Raw genomic sequence first — 23,237 nt, 5'->3', positions numbered from 1 at the left:
TCATGGACGAGCGCACGCCGGTGATCACCGGACTCGGGGTGGTGGCACCCGGCGGTATCGGCAGCAAGGACTTCTGGCAACTGCTGGTCGACGGGCGCACCGCGACCCGGCCGATCACCCTGTTCGACGCCTCGGGCTTCCGTTCGCGGATCGCGGCCGAGGTCGATTTCGATCCCGCGGCGCACGGCCTGGACCCGCGCCGGGCCGCGGAACTGGACCGGATGACCCAGTTCGCGCTGGTCAGTGCCGCGGAGGCGGTCGCGGACAGTGGACTGGAATTCGCCGAATGCGCGGCGGAGACCGCCGTGGTGATCGGCAGCGCGGTGGGCGCGACCACCAGCCTGGAACGTGAGTTCGTCGGGATCAGCGAGTCCGGCACGAGCTGGGTGGTCGATCCCCGGACGCTCTCCCCGCACGGCTATTCCTATCTCGTGCCGTCGGCGACGGTCGCCGAGGTCGCCCGCGCGGTCGGCGCGGGTGGACCGAGCGCGCTGATCTCGACCGGCTGCACCGCGGGTATCGACGCGGTCGCCCATGCCGCGGAACTGATCAGGGAGGGCTCGGCGGAGGTCGCGGTGGCCGGTGCGACCGAGGCCCCGATTTCGCCGATCTCGTCCGCATCGTTCGACGCGATCCTGGCCACCACCGCCGACGACGCCGATCCCGCGAGCGCCTCGCGGCCGTTCGATCGGCGCCGCAGCGGCTTCGTGCTGGCCGAGGGCGCGGCGATGTTCGTGCTGGAGACCGCCGGGCGGGCCCGGCGCCGCGGTGCCGGCATCTACTGTGCGTTGCCCGGAGAAGCGCGGCGGGCCAACGCTTTTCATATGACCGGGTTACGCCCGGACGGGCTGGAGCTGGCCGGCGCGATCCGCGCGGCGCTCGACGACGCCCGGTTGGACCCGACCGCCGTCGACTATGTGAGCGCGCACGGTTCGGGTACCCAGCAGAACGATCGGCACGAGACCATGGCGCTCAAGCGCGCGCTCGGGCCGCACGCGTACCGGGTACCGGTCAGCTCGATCAAATCGATGGTGGGGCATTCGCTCGGCGCCATCGGCTCGATCGAGATCGCCGCCTGCGCTTTGGCTTTGCGGCATCAGGTGGTGCCGCCGACGGCGAATCTGGCCGAACCGGACCCGTTCTGCGACCTGGACTATGTGCCGCGCACCGCGCGCGACGTACGGCTGCGCTCGGTGCTCACCGTCGGCAGCGGTTTCGGCGGCTTCCAGTCCGCGATGGTGCTCTCGGATGTGGCGGCGCTGGCATGAGTGTCGAACTGGCCGTTGCGCGCCCGCGTACCGCGGACGCGGTGGTGACCGGGATCGGTGTCATCGCGCCGACCGGGATCGGCGCGGACGCGCACTGGCGAGCCTGCTTGTCGGGCACCAGCGGGATCCAGGTCAGCGCACAGTATCGCGACGCCGGTTACCCCAGCGTGCTGCATGCACCGGTCCCCGAATTCATTGCCAAGCACCATATTCCACGACGACTGTCGGTGCAGACCGACCGCTGGACCGGCTTCGGGCTCGCCGCCACGGCGGCGGCCCTCGCCGACGCCGGTATCGAACCGGCCGCGGCGGCAGGCGAATCCGTCGGCGTGGTCACCGGAAGTTCCTCCGGCGGCAACGAATTCGGTCAGCGGGAGATCGCGAGCCTGTGGTCCGGCGGGCCCGCGGAGGTGAGTGCGTACCAGTCGATCGCTTGGTTCTACGCGGCCACCACCGGACAGGTCTCGATCCGCAACGGTGCGAAGGGACCGTGTTCGGTCGTGGTGACCGAGCAGGCGGCCGGGCTGGACGCGCTCGGTCAGGCCCGCCGGGAGTTGCGCCGCGGCACCGGGCTGATGCTCGCCGGCGGCACCGAGGCACCACTGTCCCCCTATGCCTATTCCTGCCAGCTCGCGAGCGGATTGCTCAGTACGGCAACCGATCCCGAGCGGGGCTATCTGCCGTTCGACGCGGCGGCCGCGGGATACGTCCCGGGTGAAGGCGGCGCGATGTTCACGGTGGAGCCCGCCGCCGCGGCCGCCGCGCGCGGCGCGAAAAGCTACGGCCGGATCGCCGGCTACGCCGCCGCCTTCGATACGACGCCCGCGACCGGTACCGGGCTGCATCGAGTGCTGGTGCGCGCCATGGCCGATGCCGGTTGCGCGCCGGACGAGGTGGACGTGGTGTTCGCCGACGCGATGGCCGTGCCGGAACTGGACGCGGCCGAGGCGGCGGTGCTCACCGCGGTGTTCGGCCGGCGCGCGGTGCCGGTGACCGCGCCCAAAACCCTGACCGGGCGGCTGTACGCGGGCGGTTCGGCGCTCGACGTGGCGACCGCGCTACTCGCCCTGCGGTACCAGACGATCCCGCCGACACCGGGGGCGATCAGTTCGGCCCATCCCGAACTCGACCTGGTGGTGGACGGACCACGATCGCGTCCGCTGCGGCACGCGGTGGTGCTCGCCCGCGGCCACGGTGGCTTCGCCGCCGCGCTCGTGCTGGCCGGGCCGTCATGAACGGCCCGGCCGCAACATATCTCGTTGCACAGGTAACAGGAGGGACGACGATGGCAGAGTTCACGATCGACGATCTGAGACCGATCCTGGTCCAGGCCTTCGGCGAACTGGACGAGGAGTTCGACACCACCGGCGACATCGCGGATATCGGGTTCGAGGAACTCGGCCTGGATTCGCTGGCGCTGATCGAAACCCAGGCGCTGATCCGGCGCCGGTTCGGGGTGCGGCTGGAGGACGGCCAGGTCGTCGGCACCAGCACCCCGGCGGACCTGGTGGCGGCGGTCAACGCCCAGCTCGCCGCCGAACTCGTCCCGGCGCGGCCGCAATGAGCGCCGACGGCGTCGAGATCGGCGCGGTCTTCGCGGACGCGGCCACCGGCGGTCTGGTCACCGAGAACGCGGTGGTGATCAACGCGCCGCTGGACCGGGTCTGGGCCGACACCAACGACGTGTCCGCGTGGCCCGGACTGTTCAGCGAGTACGCGGCGGTCGAAATACTGGAGCAGCGACCGGATTACGTGCGCTTCCGGCTCACCATGCACCCGGACCCGAACGGCGCGGTCTGGAGCTGGGTCTCCGAACGGCTGCTCGACGCCGACGGCGGTGTCGTACACGCCCGGCGGGTGGAGACCGGGCCGTTCGAATTCATGTACCTGCGTTGGGAGTACACGCCGGACGCGGAGGGTGTGCGGATGCGCTGGAGCCAGCGCTTCCGCCTGAAGCCGACCGCGCCGATCAGCGACGAGCAGATGGCCGAGCGGATCAACGTCAACTCGCCGCGGGAGATGCGCCGGATCAAGCAGATCCTGGAGGCACGCCATACCGCGGGCGGCGCGGGCTGATGTCCGCGGCCACGGGCCCGGCGGGGGCGTTGCTGCTGGCGGCGGGGCTCGCCGCGAACGGGCTGGGGACCGGGATCATGCTCGCCACGGTGATCGGTGTCGCGCCCTATCAGGGCGTGCAGTCCTACCGGGAGTACGTCAGCGGGGTGCGATTCATGTGGCCGCGTTTCGATCCGGCCATGCCGCTGCTGAACATCACCGCGTTGCTGGCGTATCTGGTGCACGCGGTCGTGCTGGACGAGTCCGCCACGGCGCGTTTCGGTTTCGCGACCTCCTCGGCACTGCTGTTGTGCACCGTCGGTATCTCCGTGACGAAGAACCTGCCGGTGAATCGCTATGTGGCGAGCCTGGATCCGGCGCATCAACCCGTGGACTGGGCCGATCGCGACCCGCGCAGGCGCTGGCGGCGCTGGAACGTCGTGCGTACCGGGTCGGCCCTGACCGCTTTCGTCGTCGCGGTGCTGACCACCGCGCTCGCCGGGTGAAACCGGCCCGAGTTCAAGAGGAGTCGAGATGGGGCAAGCACTGGCGAACAAGACCGCGCTGGTGACCGGCGGCGTGCGCGGTATCGGCGCGTCGATCACCAAGACCTTGGCCGAGGCCGGGGCGCAGGTCATCGCCTGCTATCACACGCCAGGCGACCACGTCGACCTGCTGGCCAAGGAACTCGCCGCGATCGGCGGTGACCATCACCTGGTGCTGACCGACGTGACCGATCCCGATCAGGTGGTCGCGCTGGCACAGACCTGCCGGGAGCGTTACGGCCGACTCGACGTGGTGGTCAACAACGCGGGCGCGATCAGCCACGTGCCGTTCGCGGAACTGCCGCTGGCGGAATGGCATCGGGTGCTCGACACGGGTCTGACCGCCGCCTTCCACGTCACCCAGCAGGTGCTGCCGCTGCTGGACCGGGGTGCGTCGGTGATCAATATCGGCTCCCGCGTCGCCACCGTCGGCATCCCGCTGCGCGCGCATTACACCGCGGCCAAGGCCGGGCTGATCGGGTTGACCCGGTCGCTGGCGAAAGAGCTGGGGCCGCAAGGTATCCGGGTGAACGTGGTGGCGCCCGGCGTCACCGCCACCGAGGTCGAACTACCTGCCGAGGTCACCGCGCGCTACGAAGGGATGACCGCCCTGCGCCGGCTCGGCACGACCGACGATATCGCGGCCGTGGTCGCCTTCCTCGCCGGTGACGGCGCCGCGTACGTCACGGGCGAGACCATCCACGTCGACGGAGGGATCTGATGACCGACACCATCGCGGGCACGGTGTTCCGGGTGATGCTGCGCATGGAGGTGATCCCCGGGCAGGAGGCCGCCTTCGAGCAGGCCTGGCTCGACGGCGCCTCGATCATCACCGATCAACCGGCCAACCTGGGGCAGTGGCTGTCCCGCAGCACCGAGGAGACGGCGGTGTACTACATCGTCAGCGACTGGGTGGACGAGGCCTCGTTCCGGGTCTACGAGCGCAGTGAACAGCACCTGCACCACCGCGCCCGGCTGCATCCGTACCGCAGCAAGGGTTCCATGGCGGTGGCCACGGTGCTGCACGCCCTGACCGGCGCCGCGTCCGCCCGGCAGGGGACCGCGCCGTGACCGGACACGTTCGAGTGCTGGTGTACCTCACCATCACCGAGGCCGACGCCGCGGCGGTCACCGACGCCTACCACCGGATCAGCACCGAATTGGCGGGCACGCCGGGGCTGCTCGGCAACGAACTGCTGCGCGGCGCGGGCGACAGCGGCGCGGTGCTGAGCGAGTGGGAGTCCTTCGCGGCCTTCCGCACCTGGGAGCTCGGGATGTCGCATCGCGGCGCCACCTCGCCGCTGCGGCCCTATCAGGATGGCTCGCGCGGCAAGGTGTTCGAGGTGTTCGAGGTGGCCGCCGCGCATCGCGCACCGGGAGCGGAGTAGCCGTGGGCCACGTCATCGCCTTCGCGCAGCTGGATCTCGGCGACACCGAGCGCGTCGGCCGGAAAGCCGCCGTGCTGGCCCGGTTACGGCGGGCGGGCTATCCGGTGCCGGATGGCTTCGCGATCGACTGGCAGGCGGCGACGGCAGGGGAGAGTGCCGCGGCGGTGCCCGAACTCGTCGCGGAGATCGCGACCGCGCTGGCGGAGCTGGACGCGAACGGGGTCGGCGTCGCCGTGCGGTCCTCCGGCATCGAAGAGGATCTCGCCGGTAAATCGTTTGCGGGACAGTACGAGTCGGTGCTCGGCGTCAAAGGGATCGATGCCGTGCTGGCCGCCGTGGACACCTGCTGGCGCTCGGCGCGCGCACAACGGGTCGCCGTGTACCGCGGGTCGGCCGCCGCCGACGCGCAGACACCGCGGATGGGCGTGCTGGTGCAGCGCATGGTCGAGGCGCGCGCGGCGGGCGCGGCGTTCAGCGTGAACCCGGTGACCGGTGATCCGGACGAGGCCGTGGTGAGCGCGGTGTCCGGTCTGGCCGAACAGTTGATGGACGGCTCCGCCGTCGCCGACGAATGGGCGGTGCGGGACGGACGGGCCACATTGCGTTCCGGCACCGGCGCAGCCGGTCTGACTCCCGACGCGGCCACCGAGGTCGCCGCGCTGGCCACCAGGGTGGCGGCCGAATTCGAAGCGCCCCAGGACATCGAATGGGCGCTCGACGAGACCGGGCTGTGGCTCGTGCAGGCGCGGCCGATCACCACCCTGGCCGCGGCGGTCGCACCGGTGCCGATCCCGGTGGTGGTGCCCGAGGGGTTCTCGGTGCGCGACGCGCGGGTGAGCGCGCCGTGGACGCCCGTGCAGGAGTCCGTCTTCCTGCCGGTGTTCGCCGCCGCCGCACCCGGTGTGTTCGCCTTCACCACCGGAAACCAGTTGTCGGTGCACGCGATCGGCGGCTGGATCTACACCACGACGCCGCCGGACACCATGCCCGCGTTGATCGAGCGGCTGGAACGCATCGCGGGCGATCTCGCCGCCGGTGCGCCGGAACAACTTGTCGCCCAGTGGCATTCGACGCAGCGACGCGAGTTCACCGAGCGGATCGCGGCACTGCGCGCGGTGTCGTTCACCCTGCCGGAGCTGGACGACGCCGCGTTCCGCACACATTTCGCCGCGCTCCTGGAGCTGTTCACCGAGTTGCACATGGCCTACTTCCGGCTCACCGGCGCGGGTGTCTGCCTCAACGGGCAGCTGGGCGTGCTCGCCGGGGAGCTGCTCGGCTGGTCGGCTGCCGAAACCCTGTCTCTGCGTGGCGGGTTGACCGGCGCGCATATGGCGGCGGCGGTGGGGCTCGGTGCGCTCGCTCGGCTGGCCGCCGCGAAACCCGCTGTGCGCGAAGCACTCACGGCGGGCACCCGGGAGGCTGCCGTCCGGCTGCCACAGATCGACAGCGAGTTCGCGGCGGCCTTCGCCGACTATGTCCGTGCGCACGGCCATCGCACGCTCGGCTTCGATCTCACCGAGCCGACCTTCGCCGAACAGCCCGAGATACTGCTGAACCTGGTACTCGCGCAGATCGACGCGCCGTTCGACCTCGAGCGCGAGCAGGCGGCTTTGCGCGCGCGGATCGACAAGACGCTGGACGCGGCAGCAGCGGGTCTCGCCGACGCCCCGGCCGAGCAGCGCGAGCAGTTCCACCGAGCCGTGGCGGCGGCCGAAGCGGTGGCGCCGGTGCGCGACGAGAAGGTCTATCTCGCGGTATCCGCGTGGGCGCTGGTCCGCTACGCCGTCTTGGACCTGGGCCGAAGATTAATCGCGCGCAGCGCGATCGAGTGTGTCGACGACGTCTTCTACTTGGACCACCACACCGCGCTGGCCTCGCTCACCGAGCCAGGCGATCGCATCGCGAGCGTGCGCGACGGACGCGGCAGGCACCTGTGGGCGGCCACGCACCCCGGGCCGGAACACTATGGGACGCCGCCACGCCCGCTCGTGCTCGAACCCGGGATGACGCCGCCCTCCGCGGCCGCGTCCCATGTCATGGACATCGCGACCTGGTCGATGAGCCTGTTCGGCGCGCAGCGCGGCGCCGCGGACGCCGCCGACGGCACGCTGGCCGGGGTCGCGGCCGCCGCGGGCAAGTATCGCGGACCGGCCCGAATAGTGCTGGGAGCCGCGGACTTCGGCAAGATTCGCGCCGGTGACGTGCTGGTTTGCCCGGAAACCACCGCCCAGTGGTCGGTGGTGTTCCCCAGCCTCGGCGCGTTGATCGCCGACAACGGCAGCCTGCTCTCGCATCCGGCGATCATCGCCCGCGAGTACGGCATTCCGGCCGTCGTGGCGGCTGCGGGCGCGACCGAGCGGCTGCGGGACGGACAACTGGTCGAGGTCGACGGCACCGCCGGAGTGGTGCGGGTGCTCGACGCCGACGGCGGAGTCGTGCGATGACACCGGGGCGCATCGACGTCCACCATCACGCCATCGTGCCGCGGGTCGCCGCGCTGATGCGCCGCATGGGTGCGCCGTTCAAGATTCCGTGGACTCTCGCCGAGACCTTCGAGGTGCTCGCCGAACAACGCATCGACTACGCCGTGATCTCCAATCCCATTCCGGTGGAGTACCTTCCGGACGCGGCCACCGCGAAGTTCTTCTGCCGGGAAGCCAACGAGGCCGTCGCCGAGTTCGCCGCCGCGCACCCCGGGCGGTTCGGTTTGCTTGCCGCGCTGCCGATCCCGCACATCGACGCCGCACTGGCCGAGATCGAGTACGCGCGCGAGACGCTGGGCGCCGACGGGTTCGTGCTGATCCCGCACTCCGGGTCCGACTACCTCGGGGACGCGCTGTTCGAGCCGGTGCTCGCCGAACTCGACCGCCGCGGTGCGGTGGTCCTCGTGCATCCGATGATGCCGCCGGACTCGGCCGGCTCGTCGGTGCCCGCTGTGCTCGCCGACTTCCTGCTCGACACGACGCGGGGCGCGATCGGGTTGGTGCTCTCGGAGGCCCTGGACCGCTATCCGAACATCTCGTTCGTGCTCGCGCACGCGGGCGGGTTCCTGCCGTACGCGGCGTTCCGGGTGGAAGCGCTGGCGCACGGCTTCTTCGGCGCCGATCCGGTCCGGATCCGCGAGCAGCTGGGGCGCTTCTATTACGACACCGCGCTGGCCGGTCCGTCGGCGCTGCCCGGCCTGTTCGCCACGGTGCCGCCCGACCGGATTCTGTTCGGGACCGACTGGTGCGCCGCGCCGCACGCCGCCGTCACCGCCGCGGGTCGCGCCCTGGAAGAGCAGTACGCGCGGTTGCCCGGCGCGGCGGCAGCGGGGGAGCGGACCGCCCGGCGGCTGTTCACCGGCTGGGCCGCCGGTGCGGCTCCGAGTCCGGATCCAGTGATGTCCGAACAGTAGCGGGCACCGTATGACCATGTCCGGCCGAGCGAAGGGAACTGGAAGCTGATGCATGTGGTGATCGCGGGCGCCGGCGTCGGCGGACTGTGCCTGGCCCAGGGGCTGCGCAAGAACGGGATCGAGGCCACCGTGCTCGAGCGCGACCCGTCCGCGCACGCGCGGTTCCAAGGCCTGCGGCTGCGCATCGACGCGCACGGGCGCGCGGCACTGGCGGCCTGCCTGCCCGATAATCTCTACGAGCTGGCCATGGCCACCGCCAACCCGCTCTACATGTCCCGCGGCATCGGCCTGGACGAGCAACTGCGCGAGATCTTCTCGGTGGCGCATCCCGGGGGGCCCGTCGATCCCGCGCGCGCCAGCACCGTCGTGAATCGCAAGACCTTGCGTCAGATCCTGCTGACCGGGCTCGGCGACCACGTCCACTTCGACACCGCCGTAATCGGATACGAGACCGGCGAGCGGGTGCGCGTGCACACTGCCGACGGAACCACCTGGGTGGCCGACGTGCTGGTCGGCGCGGACGGCATCGGATCCGCGGTGCGCGGGCAACTGCTCCCCGAGATCGGCTTGCTCGACACGGGGCTGCGCGCGATCTACGGCCAGATGAACCTGGACCTGGACAACCTTTCCTGGGTGCCGCCCGTGCTGTTCGGCGGATCGCGCCCGGTGCTGGCGCCGGGACCGAAGACGTTGGCGTGCGGCATCTTTCAACCGCAGACCGAGATCGGCGAGGCGGTGCGCCGGTTCGCGCCCGGCAGCGCGATCGATCCGGTGCGCAGCTACCTGAAGTGGACCTTGGTCGCACCGCGGGAAGTGTTCGGGGTCGACGAGCCGGCTTTCTTCGCGCTCACACCCGCACAGCTGCACGCGCTGGCGCTCGAACACACCACCGACTGGAGTCCGCTGCTGCGCCGGATCATGGCGGAATCGTTGGTGGAGGAGGTCTTTCCCCTCTCCATCCGGGTCACCGAGCCCGGCGTGCACTGGTCACCCAGCCGGGTGACCCTGCTCGGCGACGCCATCCACGCGACCGCACCGGTGGGCGGGATCGGCGCCAACACCGCGCTGCGCGACGCGGCGGGCTTGACCGAACATCTCGCGCTGGCACTCGTCGACGGGGTGGACCCGGTCGCCGCGATCGGCCGATACGAGGCGGAGATGCGGGACTACGGCTATGCGGCCGTGCGCAATTCGCTGCACGGATCCGAACAACTGTTCCGGACCGGACCTCTGGTGGAAGGCGGTGCCCGATGAGCCCGACAGTGAAGAAGCGCTACCCCGCGCTCGCCGCGGCCGCGCCGATGGCACTCGACATGGCCGCGCCCGTGGTCAGTTTCGTGGTGCTGCACCTCGTGTTCGGTGTCTCGCCGGTCATCGCGCTCTCGATCGGCGCGGTCGTGGCCGGATTGCGCACCGTGTGGCGGGTGCTCACCGAACGCCGGGTGAACGCGTTCTCGGTGATGATCCTGGTGATGCTGCTCGCCACGCTGCTGCTGGTGTTCATCACCGGCGATCCGCGGCTGGTGCTGGCCAAGTCGGCGGTGATGCCGTTCGTCGGCGGCGTGTACGGGCTGGTCACCAACTATGTCGGGCGCGCAGTGGTTTTCGATGTGGTGGCACCCTTCGTGACCAAGGGCGACCCGCGGCTGGTGGCGGCATGGGAAGGCGGCTGGGCGCACGACGCGCAGTTCCGCGGCCGGCTGCGGCTGATCAATCTGCTCTGGGGCGTCGGCTTCATCAGCTCGGCGATCGCCAGGGTGGTCATCATCTACAGCACGCCGCTGGATGTCGCCGTCTTCGCCGGGCAACTGCCGACGTTGATCACGCTGCCGGTCCTCATCTTCACGACGGTGCGGTTGTCCGGGCCGCTGCGTGCGGCGTTGCACCGGCAGCCGGTCGGCAGTGTCGACGCACCGGTGCGCGAACTCAGTTTCGCGCGGACTTCGGTTGCGGTGGAACGCGACTCGGTCGCCGAAGCCTGAAAGGGGAGTGGATGCGCGTCATCATCTGCACGTGGGCGTGGCGGTCCCATCTGACTCCGCTGGTGCAACTCGGCTGGGCGCTGCGTGCGAGCGGGCACGAGGTGGTGGTGGCCAGCTCCGCCGGATTGGCGACCGCGATCGGTGAGAGCGGGCTGACCGCTGTCGTCGTCGGCGAGGATGTCGACCTGCACGCCCAGGCCGGAAAGTACTTCAGCTGGCTGGTCGATCAGGACGGGCCGGTGCGCTGGCACGATATTCGGCACTGGGGGGCGGGCAACGTCGCTACCTACCGGGTGATCGCGCAGCGCGCGGTCGGGCCGCTGCTGGCCTTCGCCCGGCGCTGGCAGCCGGATCTGATCGTGTTCGATCCGACCACCTACGCGGGACCCCTGGTGGCCGCGGTGCTCGGCATCCCGGCCGTCCGGCATATCTGGGGGATCGACTACACCTATCGGACCCGGGAATTCGAGCCGGAGGCGCTGCGCGAACTGTGCGCCGAGCTCGGCCTGGACACCGTGGAGACGCTGGGCGCGGCCACCGTCGATCCGTGCCCGGCATCGCTGCAATACGACACCGGGGTGCGGACACTACCGATTCGGTTCGCCCCCTTCAACGGACCGGTCGCGGCCGCGGATGTCGGTCTGCCGCAACCTCGGCGGCCCCGAGTCTGTGTGCTGGGCAGCAGCGCGGTCGAACAGCTTGCCGGACGGGCAATTCCGTTCGTCGACCAGGTCTTGCCCGGGTTGACGGGACTCGGGGTGGAGACGTTGGTCTTGGCGAATCCCACTGCCGCACCGGCGTTCACCGAGGACGGCGAGACGGTCACCTTCCTCGGCCCCACCCCGCTGCATCTGCTGCTCGCCGACTGCGCCCTGGTCATCCATCAGGGTGGCGGCGGTGCGCTGATGACCACGCTGCACTACGGGCTGCCGCAACTGCTCACGCCGCTGTTCACCGACCATGTGGCCAATGCCGAGCAGCTCGCCGCGGCCGGGGCCTGCCGGTGGCTGTTCGGCGGCGCTCTCGAACCGGACGCGGTACGCAAGGAGGTGCGACAGTTGCTGGAGGACAAGGATTTCCGGGTGCGGTCCGAGCGGCTGCGCGACGAGATGCGGGCGCAGCCGCCGGTCGCGCACGTGGTCGACGCACTGGCCGAGCTGGCCGGAGTCCGCTGATGGCACGCATCGTCTTCACCACCCAACCGGCCAGTGGGCACCTGCGCCCCTTGGTGCCGATCGCCAGGGCCGCGCGCGTCCGGGGCCACGAGGTGGCCGTGCTCGCGCCGCAACCGCAGGCCGCCGAGATCGCCGCCTACGGGCTGCCCCAGCTGGTCGGCGGCTACGACTGGCGCGCGGAGGTGGCGAGCTGGCTGCCCGCGAACCTGAGCGAACTGGACTTCGCGGCAGCCGCCGACGTGTTCCGGGTCCTCGGCCGCCGCATGTCCGCGGGCTTCGCGGGCCATATGGGGCAGGCCACCTGTGCGGATCTGCTGTCCCTCGCCGAGCAGTGGAAACCGGATCTGGTGATCCGCGAATTGGACGAACTCGGCGGCTACCTGGCCGCGGAAGTACTGGGCATCCCCCATGTTTCGATCGCCTCGTTCGGCGGCGTCGAGGCGATGACCGGTGCCGAATCGGCCGCGCCGCTGGACGAGGGGCGGATTCGGTTCGGTCTGCCGCCCGACCCCGGCGGCGCGCGGCTCTACCACTACCTGCACGCCAACTTCCTGCCGCCGGAATACTCTGCCGCCGAGATGATCCTGCCCAACACCCGGTGCTATCGGCATCCCAATGCGGGATTCCAGAGCGACCGGCTGCCCGGCTGGCTCGCCGAACTCGACCTGGATCGCCCGTTCGTGTTCGCCGGGTTCGGCACCATCGTCTACGGCCTGCCCGGCGCGGATGCGTTCGTCCGCACGGTGATCGAGGCCCTGGGGCGGGTCGACTGCACCGCGGTCCTCGCCGTCGGCGCGGGCGGCAAGACCGAGGCCTTCGGTGCGCTGCCGTCGAACGTCCGGCTGGTGGAATTCGTGGATCAGCCGCTGATGCTCGAAGGCGCCGACCTGTTCGTCACGCACGGCGGACTGAACAGCATGAAAGAAGCGATGCGGCTCGGCGTGCCGATGGTGAACATCCCGGTGCTCGACGACCATCGCCACAATGCCGGGCAGGCGGCGGCCACGGGGACCACGACCGTGGTTCCCCTGGACCAACTCTCGGTCGACGCGATAGCGCTGGCCTGCACTCGAACACTGACCGAGCCGGGCTTTCGCCGCTCGGCGCGCCGCCTGCAACGTCAGATCCATGCCCTGCCCGGGGTCGACGTGTTGCTCGACGATCTGGAGGCCCTGCTGTGACGACCAAACAGCGCCGCGCCGACCTCGCGATATTCGGCGGCACACCGGCTTTCGAATCGCCCGTAGTGTTCGGCAGGCCCAATATCGGCAACCGGGCCGTGCTGTTCGATCGTTTCGATCGGATGCTCGACGCCAAATGGCTGTCCAACGGCGGCGAACTCAGCCGCGAATTCGAACGCCGCGTCGCCGAACTCGCCGGCACGCGCTACTGCGTCGCCACCTGCAACGCCACCTCCGCGCTCCAATTGGCCGTGCAGGCAGCGGGATTGCGCGGCGAGGTGATCGTGCCCGCCTTCACCTTCGCCGCCACCGCACATGCCGCCGCCTGGCTCGGGGTGACGCCGGTGTTCTGCGATGTGGACCCGTGGACCGGCAGCGCCGACGCGCGCAGCGTCGAAGAACTGATCACCGCGGACACCACCGGCATTCTGGGCGTGCACATCTGGGGCAGGCCCAGGGCGCTGGAGGCGATGCAGGACGTCGCCGACCGGCACGGGCTCGCGCTCATCTACGACTCGGCGCACGCGTTCGGCTGCGGTTACGCGGGCAAGCCGATCGGTGGTTTCGGCACCGCCGAGGTGTTCTCCTTCCATTCGACCAAGTTCGTGAACACCTTCGAGGGCGGGGCACTGGTCACCGATGATCCGGAGATAGCCGAAAAGGCGGGTCGTCTAAGGAATTTCGGTATCTCCAGTGGTGACAACGTGGTGTCGGTCGGCACCAACGCGAAGTTGAGCGAAGCGGCGGCGGCGATGGGGTTGACCTCGCTGGACTCGATGGACTACTTCGTCGCCCGGAACCGGGAGAACTACCACCGGTACCGGCAGGGGTTACACGGCGTCGACGGGCTGACCCTGCTGGACATCGACGAGTCGCAACGCAGCAACTACCAGTACCTCGTGGTCGACTGCGATACCGCACGCATCGGCGTGACCCGAGACGACATCCTGGCCCTCCTGGCCGCCGAAAACGTCTACACCAGAAGGTATTTCTACCCCGGCTGCCACCGCATGGCACCGTACCGAACCGACCGCGCCTTCCCCGGCACCGACCGCGTCGCCCGCGACACCTTCGTCCTCCCCACCGGCACCGACCTCGACCCCCACGACATCACCCGCATCTGCGACCTACTGAGTTTCATCGCCGCCAACGGTTCCGACATCCGCGCGGCGATGGGAAGCAGTGGGCAAGCGGCGTAGGTGCGCTCGGTCTGTGCGGCATCCGCCTCCGGTCCTTGACTGAAAGACCGGCGTTTCGGTACCGTCATTGGCAGGTGAAATCAACTGTCCGCGAGGGCGATTCGTTCCTTGCATGGTTGTGTGCCGAGTCTTAGGGGGTATTCGATGAAGAAGGTGCTGCGTGCTCTGGGAATCTTGGGGATCTCGATAGCGGCGGCCCTATCGGTCGGGACGCCTGTTGCACAGGCGGAGGTACAGGGGATCGAATTCTCGGACTTTGCGGGGAACGCGGTTGATCCCAACGACCTTCGAGTGGGTGGGAATTACATCGTCAGGGCGGTAATGGGTGGGCAGCTGACCACCTATGGGTTCGTGTTCTTCTTCAATATGTTCGACAGTACCTATGGGCAGGAAATCGGTGGCGGAGGCGCGCGGATCGGCCCTAATGGTGGGCGATATGTTGCGGATATCGTCTGGAGTCCACAGTATCCCGGGTCGACGAAGATCAAAGCCAAGCAGTGTGGTGAGTCGGCTTGTGAGTGGTTTGTCAACGAGCGTCTTGTTCCGATCACCGTGAAGAATTGATCGGCGAGGGTCGCACGTCAGTTCTTCTTCAGTTCCTCGGCGAGCATCACGATGATGCCGCTGGGGCCGCGGAGGTAGGTGAGTTTGTAGAGGTCCTCGTAGGTTGCTATGCCGCGGAGTGGATGGCAGCCGTGTTTTGCGGCAGTCTCGAGGGCTTTGTCGATGTCGTCTACCGAGAAGGCGACGCGGTGCATGCCGATTTCGTTGGGGCGGGTGGGCTGGGTTTCGATGGCTTCGGGGTGTAGGTACTCGAAGAGTTCGAGGCGGCCGTTGCCGTCGGGGGTTTGGAGCATGGCGATGTTGGCGTGGTTGTTGTCGAGGTCGACGGCGGTGTCGGTCCACTCGCCGCTGACGGTGTCGCGGTGGACGACCGTGAGGCCTAGGTCGGTGAAGAAGGCGATTGCTGCTTCGAGGTCGCGAACGGTGATGCCGATGTTCTCGAGTTTGATGGGCATGCGGTGCATGGTACTGAGTTGGGGGACGGCTCTGGTGGTGGGCCGGGGCTGGTGGGCCGGGCTCGATGGAAGGTGCTGAGTTACTTCGTCGGTATTTGTTGTGGCGCTGAAGAATACGTATGTGAGGATGTTTTGGAGGTGGGCGGATTTGGCAGAGATTTGGGATGAGGGGCAGGGTGGGATGGGGTAGAATTCGGTTATGAAATCGGAGGGGGAAGTTCCGGCGACGCGGGTGGTGCAGCCGCTGCTGGATGCCGTTTCCGATTTGCTTAGCGTGCGTTTTACGGCGTTGAGTGACAACGAGATTACTGATTTGCTGGGTGGTCTCGAGTGTGTGACGCGCAAGCTCGCGGCGGTGCAGAATCGGGTTATCGTCGAGACTACCGAGCGGTCGATACCCGCGAATGTCGGTGCGGGAGATACGAAGCGATTCTTGATGCAGACCCTACGGCTGTCCAGTCGAGAGGCTGCACGCCGTTACGCCGCGGCACGTAGCCTCGGCACTTGGCACGATCTCAATGGCGGTTCGTATGACCCGCAACTGTTCCATACTGCGGCAGCGCAATCCGACGGCGAGATTTCCAGTGAGCATGCCACGCGTATCGCAGCCGTGATGAAGCGTGTTCCCTACGGCGCTACGGGCACGGAACGGGAAGCGGCAGAAAAGATTCTGGCAGATTTCGCACGCACCGGTTCCCCCGACGATATCCCCGCAGTAGGTGAAGCGATTCTCGCGCACCTCGACCCCGACGGAAACCTTACCGCCGACCGCGACCGCCAGCGCATGCGCGGCCTCACCATAGGATCGCAGCGCCCAGACGGCATGTCCACCATCCACGGTGAAATCACACCGACCCTGCGCGGACTCCTCGACGCCGTCCTGGCCAAGTGTGCCCGCCCCGGCATGAACAACCCCGAAGATCCCGAAAGCCCGTTCGGTGACTGCGAATACGTCGACCGGAACGCGATGGTCGCCGCCGCGGCGCGGGACACCCGAACCGCCGCGCAACGCACCCACGACGGTCTGCTCGCCCTGCTCAGCCCCGGCGTGCGAGTCGACGCGCTCGGCGCGCACCGCGGTCTGCCCGTCGCGGCGATCCTGACCATGAGCGTCGACGACGTCGAAAAGGCCGCCGGAGTGGCGACCACGGCCACAGGCGGCATCGTTCCGATGTCGGAGGCGCTCGCACTGGCCGAACAAGCACAACCATTCCTGATGGTGTTCGACCACAAGGGAATGCCACTGCACGTGGGCCGCGCGAAACGCCTTGCGACACCGGCACAACGGATGGCCCTGATCGCGTCCGTACGCGGCTGCTCCCGCCCCGGCTGTGACGCGCCCGCCTCGCTGTGCGCCATCCACCACGTCACCGAATACGCCAAAGGCGGCGCGACCGACATCGAAAACCTCACGCTCGCCTGCGACCGCTGCCACGCCATGGTCAACGACGGCCCCAACGGCTGGAAAACTGTTGTCCTGGGCAGCGATTCGCCATACGCGGGCCGTACCGCCTGGATCGCCCCGGCCCACATCGACCCGACCCGCACCCCACGCGTCAACCACCGCCACCACCCCGGCGAACTCCTCGCCCAAGCCCTCGCCCACCTCCACGACCGCGACACCCGGCAACGCCGCGACCACCGCGCCTGGCTGTCCCGCCGAGAGCGCCCACTCCCACCTGCCCCATCACAGCACTCCCCGGGTCCGTCCATCGGGGCTCACCTGTGTGCCGAAATCGCTCGGTCCGCGTCTGCTGTACAGTGACGCGGAAGGGGGATCTGTTGCGCAGCAATCTGTTCTGTCAGGTGATGATCGGTATCGTCGCGGCACTGTTGAGTACCACCGTAGTTGCCGGAAGTACCACCGCCGAACCCGGACCGCTGGCGCGCTTCGCAGGGCAGGCGGTCGAGTGGCGAGGCTGCGACAGCAAGGTGCTCGATGCCGGCGGGGTGCAGTGCGCTGACATCACGGTGCCATTGGACTACTCGCGGCCCGCGGGACGCACGATCACAGTGGCGATCTCGCGGATGGCGGCCACCGATCCGGCCCGAAGGCGTGGCGTTCTGCTCACCAATCCGGGCGGCCCCGGCGGCACCGGCTTGATCCAGGGACTGGCGGTAGGCGCGGTGCTGTCGCCCGAGGTCCTTGCCCAGTACGACCTGATCGGCATGGACCCGCGCGGCGTCGGCCGTTCGTCACCGGTCGATTGTCGCTGGCCGGTCGATCGGTTCCGGCGGGCACCCGCACCCGGCATGGCGGGGTTCGCCGCCGAGGTAGTACTGCAGGCCGAGCTTGCGGCCCGGTGCGCCGCCGCGCTCGGCGACACGATATCCGCCTACACCACCCGCAACACCGCACGCGATATGGACATTATCCGTGCAGCGCTCGGCGAACCGTCCATCAACTACTACGGCATGTCTTATGGGACCTATCTCGGAGCGGTATTCGCGCAGATGTTCCCGGCACACATCGACCGGCTGGTATTGGACAGCGCCATCGATCCCGGCACCTACGGCTCCGGTCAATCACTCACACGGGGCGCGAGCAACGAAGCGGCGCTGGATGATTGGGCGGTGTGGGCCGCGGGGCAGGATGCCCGCTATCACCTCGGTACGACGGCATCCGAGGTGCGATCGCGCATCGAGCGCCTGGTGCGCCGAGTGGCCGAACAACCGATCGTCGTGGCCGGTCACACCATCGACGGCAGCCGGCTGCCCCTGCTGCTGTTCCTGCCACTGCACAGCTACTACGTCGACGACGCCTATGCGGTGCTGGTCCGGCAATTGCTCGACGCCGCGGACGGCCGCTCGGTCACCCTCGGGCCCGGCGATTGGCTGAGCGGGTATTTGGAGAACACCGACACGGAGGTGAACACCTCCGCCGAGGCGGTCATCGAATGCGGAGACGCACCGGTACCCCGCGATCCGCACTGGTACTGGGCCAATATCGAGCGCGCTCGACCTACCCAGCCAATCTTCGGTGCACTGGCGAACAACATCACGCCCTGCGCGTTCTGGCCCGCGCCGGCCGAGCCTCCGACGGTGGTGCACAACGCGATACCGGCATTGATCGTGCACTCGACCGGCGACCCACGCACCCCGTATGCGGGCGCCGAGGCGCTGCGTAAGGCGATGCCCGGCACCCGCTTGCTCACGGTGGCGGGTATGCGGGCGCACGTCCTCCTGAACGCAATCGTCACCGATCTGTTCGATAACGGCACCGTCGACAACGCCCAGCTTCGCTGCGTCCGGGATATCGCCGACGGATACCTCCGCGACGGTGTTCTCCCGGAGTCGGATCTCGGCTGCCGATAGCGATGGCTCGGCGAACGGATTGCTCATGCAGGTAGGCGGTCATGAGACCGTCAACGGGTGAGTAGCACGTCGCGCAGGCGCGATACCGTGGCGCCGGGCACGCCCAGTCCGTCGGTGACGTAGTTGTCGAAACTCTGGTAGGTGACGCGGATTTGGTCGAAGGCGGCGTCGAGGTATTCGGTGCGCGCGACGATCGCGCCGTATGCCTCGTTGGACAGCAGGAATTCGCTGTCGACGGCGGGGCGGGGGACACCGAGCAGGGTCATGAGGGTGGCGGTGGTCCAACCCGTGACGTAGGTGCCGGAATTGCAGTGGTAGAGGTAGCCGGACCGCCCGCCGGCCGCCAGCGTGTGCAGTACCCGGCCGAAGGCTGCCCGGTTGGACGCGACGGTCACGTAGCTCCGGAACTCCGCGAGGGTGTCCGAATCCGGTTGGGCGAGTTTGTTCTTCAGCGGTGCGGGATCGGGATCACCGACGGGTGCGAGAATCGGGACGGCGCCGGGTGGCAGCCGGTCGGGGCCGTGGATGGCGCGGGACTGGGTGGAGCGCAGATCGGCGACCGAATGCGGCCGCAGCTCGGTCAACACCGCGAACTGCTGATCGGTCACCTGGGACAGTGCGGCGGAACGGTACACCGCGCCGGTGACGATGCGCCTGCCGTCGGCACCCGAATAGCCGCCGATGTCACGGAGATTCAGCGAAATATCGAGGAACGATTCGGGGGCCGCCCGGGCGGGGGTGCGGGCGACCGCGGCGGCGAGTCCCGCGGCAGCGAAGAGCCGCAACGCTGTTCGCCGGTTCAGTAGCGGCCCGCCGCCGGTTTCGTTCATCGTTCGGTCTCCTTGTGCGCGATCACCAGTGTGTCCGCGCCACCGAGCGGCACCGCGGTATGGCTGGTGCATCCGGCGGCGGTGAGCCAGCCGACAGCCTCGGCGACCGGATATTCGGAACCGCCCTCGGTGACCAGCAGCATGTTGAGGCTCACCAGTACTCGCGCCAGATCGGCGGGCTCGCCGGTGTACATGGCGTCGTAGACGAGCAGCGCCCCGCCCGGCCGCACGGCCTGAAAAGCCTTGTCGACCAGCTTCGCTCGTTCGGCACTCGACCAGTTGTGCAGCACGTGACCGAGAATCAGCACGTCGGCGTCCGGCAGCGGATCGGCGAAGAAGTCACCGGCGACGAAGGTCGCGCGGTCGGCGACGCCCTGCGCGGACAGGTGGGCGTCGAGTTCCGGGCCCATCGGCGCGAGGTCGAAAACCGTTGCCCGCAAATGCGGATGGTGCGCGAGCAGGATGCCCGCGAGGTTGCCCCGGCAGCCACCGATATCGGCGACCGTCCGGTATCGCGACCAGTCCACCACCTCGGCGAGCCGGTGCGCGACCGGCGTAGACGCCGAATCCATCATGCGCAGGTATTGGGCCCGCTGTTTCGGATCGTCGAGCATGCGCAGGAAGGCTTCCGGTCCGGCACCGGCGGCCTGGGGCGCTCCGGTGCGCAGCGCGGCGTCGAGCGATCCCCAAGTCGGATACAGCATGTGGTCGGCGCGGCGCAGGAAGCCGCCGAGGTACTCGGGTGTGCCGGGCACCAGGGTGCGCGCGACGAGCGGCGAATTCCGGTATCCCGCAGGCTCTTCCACCAGCAAGCCGAGCAGGGTCAGGCCGCGGAGCAGGTCGCCGACGCCGCGCGGGTGCAGCGCGGTGCCCGCCGCGATCCGGTCCGCGTCGGCGGGCCCGTTGGTGGCCAGCCAGTCGAACACGCCGACCTCGTGCGCGGTGAGCAGCAGTTTGGCGTGGCAGAAGGCGTTGGCGAGTTGTTTGATGGCGGCGGCGTCGCGCAGTTCGGGCAGGCTCATCGCACGGCCACCGCGATCGCGTTGGCGAGCAGGGCGACGAGGGCGAGCACGGTGCGCAGCAGGTGCAGGGTGCGCCAGCGGGCCCGCGGATCGTCCCACCCGGGCGGGATGGCGGCCGGGTCGGTGGCGCGGGTCCGGTGATTCAGCGGCACGTTGCCGAACTGCGAGACGAGTGAGACGCCCAGCTGGGTCAGTGCGGCGCCGGCGAACAGCGGCCTGGCCGCGGCCGAGTCGGTGTCGACGGCGAGCAGGATGTCCGCCGCGATGCTGCACACCACCATCGGCGGCATGATCCGGTCGAAGTATCGTCCGGCGAGCGTGTGCACCCGCACGTAATCCGGCGCCGGTAACGCGGCGAACATCGGGACCAACCCGATCGCCACCGCCACGAGCACCCCGGCCAGTACTCCGTTGCCGAGCACCACCACGACAGTCGCCACAACCCTGACCACGGTTTCTCCTTTCGCAGACCACACCATGACAGGGGCGTCTCGAGCGCCACTGGATTCGCGCTCCGATCGTTCTCGATCGCGGGCGGCCACGATCACCGCACAGCAGGAGCGGAGGCGGCGGTGACGCGAACGGCGGTGGTGATCGGCGGCACGGGCTATCTCGGCCGGGGCATCGGTGCGTTTCTCGCCGCACACGAGTTCCGGGTGGTGCCGTTCGGGCGCACCGAATTCGATGTGGCGGCCCAGCCGATCGCGGCGCTGACCGAGTTGCTGTCCGGCGCGGACGTCGTCGTCAACGCCGCGGGAGCGCTGTGGCAGGTGACCGACGAGCAGATGGTGGCCGCCAATACCGTGCTGGTGCAACGGCTGCTGGAAGCCGTGAGCATGCTGGCGCGACCTGCCAGGGTCGTGCAGCTCGGCTCGGTGTACGAATACGGCCCGGGACATGCGGGCCCGGTGCTCGAGTCGTCGCCGGAGCGTCCGGAAACCACTTACGGCCGAACCAAACTCGCCGCTACCGAAGCCATGCGGCGGTGGCCGGGCTCCGGTGTCGTGTTGCGCTGCTCGACGGTGGTCGGCCCGGGGGCGCCGCGGGCCGGTCTGCTCGGCTCGGTGGCGCAGCGGCTGGCCACGCCGCCGACCGATCCGGCCGCGCCGCATGTGCTCGAACTGCCCGCGCTGCGTGGCACGGTCGACGTGCTGGATCTGCGCGATCTCGGCGCGGCGGTGCTCGCGGCCGCGAACGCCGCGGCCGAGGTGCCGGGCGTCGAGGTGGTCAATATCGCTTCGGGCGCTGCGGTGCCGGTCGAGTTCGCGGTACGCCGGTTGATCGAAGTCAGTGGCGTGGCGGTGCACGTGGTGCCGACCGGCGGCGGTGGCTCGCCGCGCGCGGCGGCCGGTGTGCCGCCGATCTCGATCGAGCAGGCCCGTCGGTGTCTGGGCTGGGCGCCGCGCTTCGGTCTCGACGACGCGCTGCGGGCGCTCTGGCGCTACACCAGTGAGGCTCGAACCGGTGCGAGTAACACATGAGCTGTGCCTAGTGAGCCGATACCGGCGGATGACGATGTCCTGGAACTGGTGCGCGCACTGCATCACCGGCGCAGGCCGCCGGCCTTCGAGCCGGGCGTGACCCCGATCTTCAGTTCAGGGGCGGTGCTGGACGCGGACGATCGGGTCGCACTGGTGGAACAGGCGCTGGAGCTGCGCATCGCGTCCGGGGCGACCGCGCTGCGTTTCGAGCGGTTGTTCGCGAAGGCCATCGGCGTGCGCCGGGCGCACCTGACGAACTCGGGGTCGTCGGCGAACCTGCTCGCCCTCGCGACGCTCACCACCCCGGAACTGGAGGAGCGCGCGCTCAAACCCGGCGACGAGGTGATCACCGTGGCGGCCAGCTTCCCGACCACCGTGAACCCGATCTTGCAACACGGCATGGTGCCGGTGTTCGTCGATATCGAACTGGGCACCTACAACACGACGGTGGACCGGGTGCGCGCCGCGATCGGCCCGCGCACCAAGGCGATCATGATGGCGCACACGCTCGGTAATCCGTTCCCGGTCGCGGAGATCGCCGAACTGGCCGCCGAGCACGAACTCTTCCTGATCGAGGACAATTGCGACGCGGTGCTGTCCACCTATCAGGGCCAGACCACCGGCACGTTCGGTGATTTCGCGACGGTCAGCTTTTATCCCGCCCACCACCTCACCATGGGCGAGGGCGGCTGTGTGCTCACCGACAGCCTGGTGCTGGCAAAACTCGTCGAATCACTGCGTGATTGGGGCCGGGACTGCTGGTGCGAGCCGGGGGAGGACAACCGGTGCCGCAAACGGTTCGACCAGGATTTCGGCGCGCTGCCCTCGGGGTACGACCACAAATATGTGTTCTCCCATATCGGCTACAACCTGAAGACCACCGATATCCAGGCGGGTCTCGGACTGAGTCAATTGCGTAAATTGCCGGAATTCGTGGCGGCGCGGCGGCGTAATTGGACCCGGTTGCGCGACGGGCTCGCCGGTGTCCCCTGGCTGTTGCTGCCGCACGCGACGCCGGGCAGCGAGCCGAGCTGGTTCGGGTTCGTGCTGACGGTGGCCGAGGACGCGCCGTTCGACCGGCGCGCGATCGTGGACCACCTGCTCGCCCGCAACATCCACACCAGATTCCTGTTCGCCGGAAACCTGTTGCGCCAACCTGCTTATCGGCACGCACCGCATCGCATCGCGGACCGCCTGACCAACAGCGACATCGTCACCGAGCGCACCTTCTGGGTCGGTGTCTATCCCGGGCTGACCGACGAGATGATCGACTACATGGTCACCGTCATCCGGGACTTCGCCACCCGCCCGGTCCATCGGGTCCGCTGACGCGGGGTCTGCGAGCTCAGTCCTTGCGGTTCTGCTTCCGCCGCCGCTGAA

At 68.9% G+C, this 23,237-nt stretch carries 24 protein-coding genes; 20 read left to right on the top strand and 4 right to left on the bottom strand.

What is annotated here, in order from left to right; genetic code table 11:
- The first annotated feature begins 2 nt into the window (after window positions 1-2).
- The 16 genes from NVU01S_RS18875 to NVU01S_RS18800 all read left to right on the top strand — a co-directional run bounded on the left by NVU01S_RS18875 (window position 3) and on the right by NVU01S_RS18800 (window position 14,754).
- Window positions 3-1,268 (top strand): beta-ketoacyl-[acyl-carrier-protein] synthase family protein, encoded by a 1,266-nt coding sequence (locus tag NVU01S_RS18875; protein WP_043666495.1) that lies wholly within the window; start codon window positions 3-5, stop codon window positions 1,266-1,268.
- Complete coding sequence (locus tag NVU01S_RS18870) at window positions 1,265-2,503, top strand: beta-ketoacyl synthase N-terminal-like domain-containing protein (protein WP_043666492.1); 1,239 nt, start codon at window positions 1,265-1,267, stop codon at window positions 2,501-2,503. The genes NVU01S_RS18875 and NVU01S_RS18870 overlap by 4 nt, the downstream gene beginning before the upstream one ends.
- Window positions 2,504-2,553: 50 nt before the next feature.
- Window positions 2,554-2,832: an acyl carrier protein gene (locus tag NVU01S_RS18865; protein ID WP_043666490.1), complete on the top strand. Its 279-nt coding sequence runs from the start codon at window positions 2,554-2,556 to the stop codon at window positions 2,830-2,832.
- Window positions 2,829-3,344, top strand: a complete 516-nt coding sequence (locus NVU01S_RS18860; protein ID WP_209444766.1) for an SRPBCC family protein — start codon at window positions 2,829-2,831, stop codon at window positions 3,342-3,344. Before NVU01S_RS18865 ends, NVU01S_RS18860 begins: the two co-directional genes overlap by 4 nt.
- A complete protein-coding gene (locus tag NVU01S_RS18855) occupies window positions 3,344-3,829 on the top strand; it encodes an anthrone oxygenase family protein (protein WP_043666487.1) in 486 nt (161 codons plus the stop codon). Before NVU01S_RS18860 ends, NVU01S_RS18855 begins: the two co-directional genes overlap by 1 nt.
- A gap of 28 nt (window positions 3,830-3,857) precedes the next feature.
- Window positions 3,858-4,589 (top strand): SDR family NAD(P)-dependent oxidoreductase, encoded by a 732-nt coding sequence (locus NVU01S_RS18850; protein WP_043666484.1) that lies wholly within the window; start codon window positions 3,858-3,860, stop codon window positions 4,587-4,589.
- Window positions 4,589-4,939 (top strand): antibiotic biosynthesis monooxygenase family protein, encoded by a 351-nt coding sequence (locus NVU01S_RS18845; RefSeq protein ID WP_043666482.1) that lies wholly within the window; start codon window positions 4,589-4,591, stop codon window positions 4,937-4,939. The genes NVU01S_RS18850 and NVU01S_RS18845 overlap by 1 nt, the downstream gene beginning before the upstream one ends.
- A complete protein-coding gene (locus tag NVU01S_RS18840) occupies window positions 4,936-5,256 on the top strand; it encodes an antibiotic biosynthesis monooxygenase family protein (RefSeq protein WP_043666479.1) in 321 nt (106 codons plus the stop codon). Before NVU01S_RS18845 ends, NVU01S_RS18840 begins: the two co-directional genes overlap by 4 nt.
- A gap of 2 nt (window positions 5,257-5,258) precedes the next feature.
- The gene (locus tag NVU01S_RS18835; protein ID WP_052280320.1) at window positions 5,259-7,700 is read left to right on the top strand and encodes a PEP/pyruvate-binding domain-containing protein; all 2,442 of its coding nucleotides are present in this window, start codon (window positions 5,259-5,261) and stop codon (window positions 7,698-7,700) included.
- Window positions 7,697-8,653 (top strand): amidohydrolase family protein, encoded by a 957-nt coding sequence (locus tag NVU01S_RS18830; protein WP_043666476.1) that lies wholly within the window; start codon window positions 7,697-7,699, stop codon window positions 8,651-8,653. Before NVU01S_RS18835 ends, NVU01S_RS18830 begins: the two co-directional genes overlap by 4 nt.
- Window positions 8,654-8,701: 48 nt before the next feature.
- Window positions 8,702-9,907, top strand: coding sequence for an FAD-dependent oxidoreductase (locus NVU01S_RS18825; RefSeq protein WP_043666472.1), 1,206 nt, complete (start codon window positions 8,702-8,704; stop codon window positions 9,905-9,907).
- Window positions 9,904-10,635, top strand: coding sequence for a VC0807 family protein (locus tag NVU01S_RS18820; RefSeq protein WP_043666469.1), 732 nt, complete (start codon window positions 9,904-9,906; stop codon window positions 10,633-10,635). Before NVU01S_RS18825 ends, NVU01S_RS18820 begins: the two co-directional genes overlap by 4 nt.
- 11 nt (window positions 10,636-10,646) lie before the next feature.
- Window positions 10,647-11,810 (top strand): nucleotide disphospho-sugar-binding domain-containing protein, encoded by a 1,164-nt coding sequence (locus NVU01S_RS18815; protein ID WP_043666466.1) that lies wholly within the window; start codon window positions 10,647-10,649, stop codon window positions 11,808-11,810.
- A complete protein-coding gene (locus tag NVU01S_RS18810; protein WP_043666463.1) occupies window positions 11,810-12,991 on the top strand; it encodes a glycosyltransferase in 1,182 nt (393 codons plus the stop codon). Before NVU01S_RS18815 ends, NVU01S_RS18810 begins: the two co-directional genes overlap by 1 nt.
- Window positions 12,988-14,190 (top strand): aminotransferase class I/II-fold pyridoxal phosphate-dependent enzyme, encoded by a 1,203-nt coding sequence (locus NVU01S_RS18805; RefSeq protein WP_043666460.1) that lies wholly within the window; start codon window positions 12,988-12,990, stop codon window positions 14,188-14,190. Before NVU01S_RS18810 ends, NVU01S_RS18805 begins: the two co-directional genes overlap by 4 nt.
- Window positions 14,191-14,334: 144 nt before the next feature.
- Complete coding sequence (locus tag NVU01S_RS18800; RefSeq protein ID WP_043666458.1) at window positions 14,335-14,754, top strand: hypothetical protein; 420 nt, start codon at window positions 14,335-14,337, stop codon at window positions 14,752-14,754.
- A gap of 17 nt (window positions 14,755-14,771) precedes the next feature.
- On the opposite strand, the gene NVU01S_RS18795 is transcribed toward NVU01S_RS18800, so the two are convergent.
- The gene (locus NVU01S_RS18795) at window positions 14,772-15,209 is read right to left on the bottom strand and encodes a VOC family protein (RefSeq protein ID WP_043666759.1); all 438 of its coding nucleotides are present in this window, start codon (window positions 15,207-15,209) and stop codon (window positions 14,772-14,774) included.
- 199 nt (window positions 15,210-15,408) lie between these two features.
- On the opposite strand from NVU01S_RS18795, the gene NVU01S_RS18790 reads away from it, so the two are divergent.
- Complete coding sequence (locus NVU01S_RS18790) at window positions 15,409-16,974, top strand: HNH endonuclease signature motif containing protein (RefSeq protein WP_244467149.1); 1,566 nt, start codon at window positions 15,409-15,411, stop codon at window positions 16,972-16,974.
- A 17-nt stretch (window positions 16,975-16,991) separates the two neighbouring features.
- Entirely contained in the window at window positions 16,992-18,524 is a 1,533-nt protein-coding gene (locus NVU01S_RS18785; protein WP_209444765.1) for an alpha/beta fold hydrolase, read from the top strand.
- A 50-nt stretch (window positions 18,525-18,574) separates the two neighbouring features.
- Here NVU01S_RS18785 and NVU01S_RS18780 read toward each other — a convergent pair whose 3' ends face one another.
- From NVU01S_RS18780 to NVU01S_RS18770, 3 genes are read right to left on the bottom strand one after another with little or no spacing between them, the layout of a single operon-like run.
- Complete coding sequence (locus NVU01S_RS18780; protein ID WP_052280319.1) at window positions 18,575-19,354, bottom strand: tyrosine-protein phosphatase; 780 nt, start codon at window positions 19,352-19,354, stop codon at window positions 18,575-18,577.
- On the bottom strand, window positions 19,351-20,376 hold the full coding sequence (locus tag NVU01S_RS18775) for a methyltransferase (protein WP_043666456.1): 1,026 nt from the start codon (window positions 20,374-20,376) through the stop codon (window positions 19,351-19,353). Before NVU01S_RS18775 ends, NVU01S_RS18780 begins: the two co-directional genes overlap by 4 nt.
- Window positions 20,373-20,828: an anthrone oxygenase family protein gene (locus NVU01S_RS18770; RefSeq protein ID WP_201773642.1), complete on the bottom strand. Its 456-nt coding sequence runs from the start codon at window positions 20,826-20,828 to the stop codon at window positions 20,373-20,375. The genes NVU01S_RS18775 and NVU01S_RS18770 overlap by 4 nt, the downstream gene beginning before the upstream one ends.
- A gap of 120 nt (window positions 20,829-20,948) precedes the next feature.
- On the opposite strand from NVU01S_RS18770, the gene NVU01S_RS18765 reads away from it, so the two are divergent.
- Both NVU01S_RS18765 and rfbH read left to right on the top strand, forming a co-directional pair.
- Window positions 20,949-21,857: an NAD-dependent epimerase/dehydratase family protein gene (locus NVU01S_RS18765; protein ID WP_052280318.1), complete on the top strand. Its 909-nt coding sequence runs from the start codon at window positions 20,949-20,951 to the stop codon at window positions 21,855-21,857.
- A gap of 3 nt (window positions 21,858-21,860) precedes the next feature.
- Window positions 21,861-23,186: a lipopolysaccharide biosynthesis protein RfbH gene (rfbH, locus tag NVU01S_RS18760; protein WP_052280317.1), complete on the top strand. Its 1,326-nt coding sequence runs from the start codon at window positions 21,861-21,863 to the stop codon at window positions 23,184-23,186.
- Window positions 23,187-23,237: the final 51 nt, after the last annotated feature.

Origin of the sequence: Nocardia vulneris, from assembly GCF_001613425.1 — a bacterium.
GTDB classification, from domain to species: domain Bacteria; phylum Actinomycetota; class Actinomycetes; order Mycobacteriales; family Mycobacteriaceae; genus Nocardia; species Nocardia vulneris.
The sequence above is the reverse complement of the archived record's forward strand: the minus strand, read 5'-3'. Positions and strand labels throughout refer to the sequence as shown.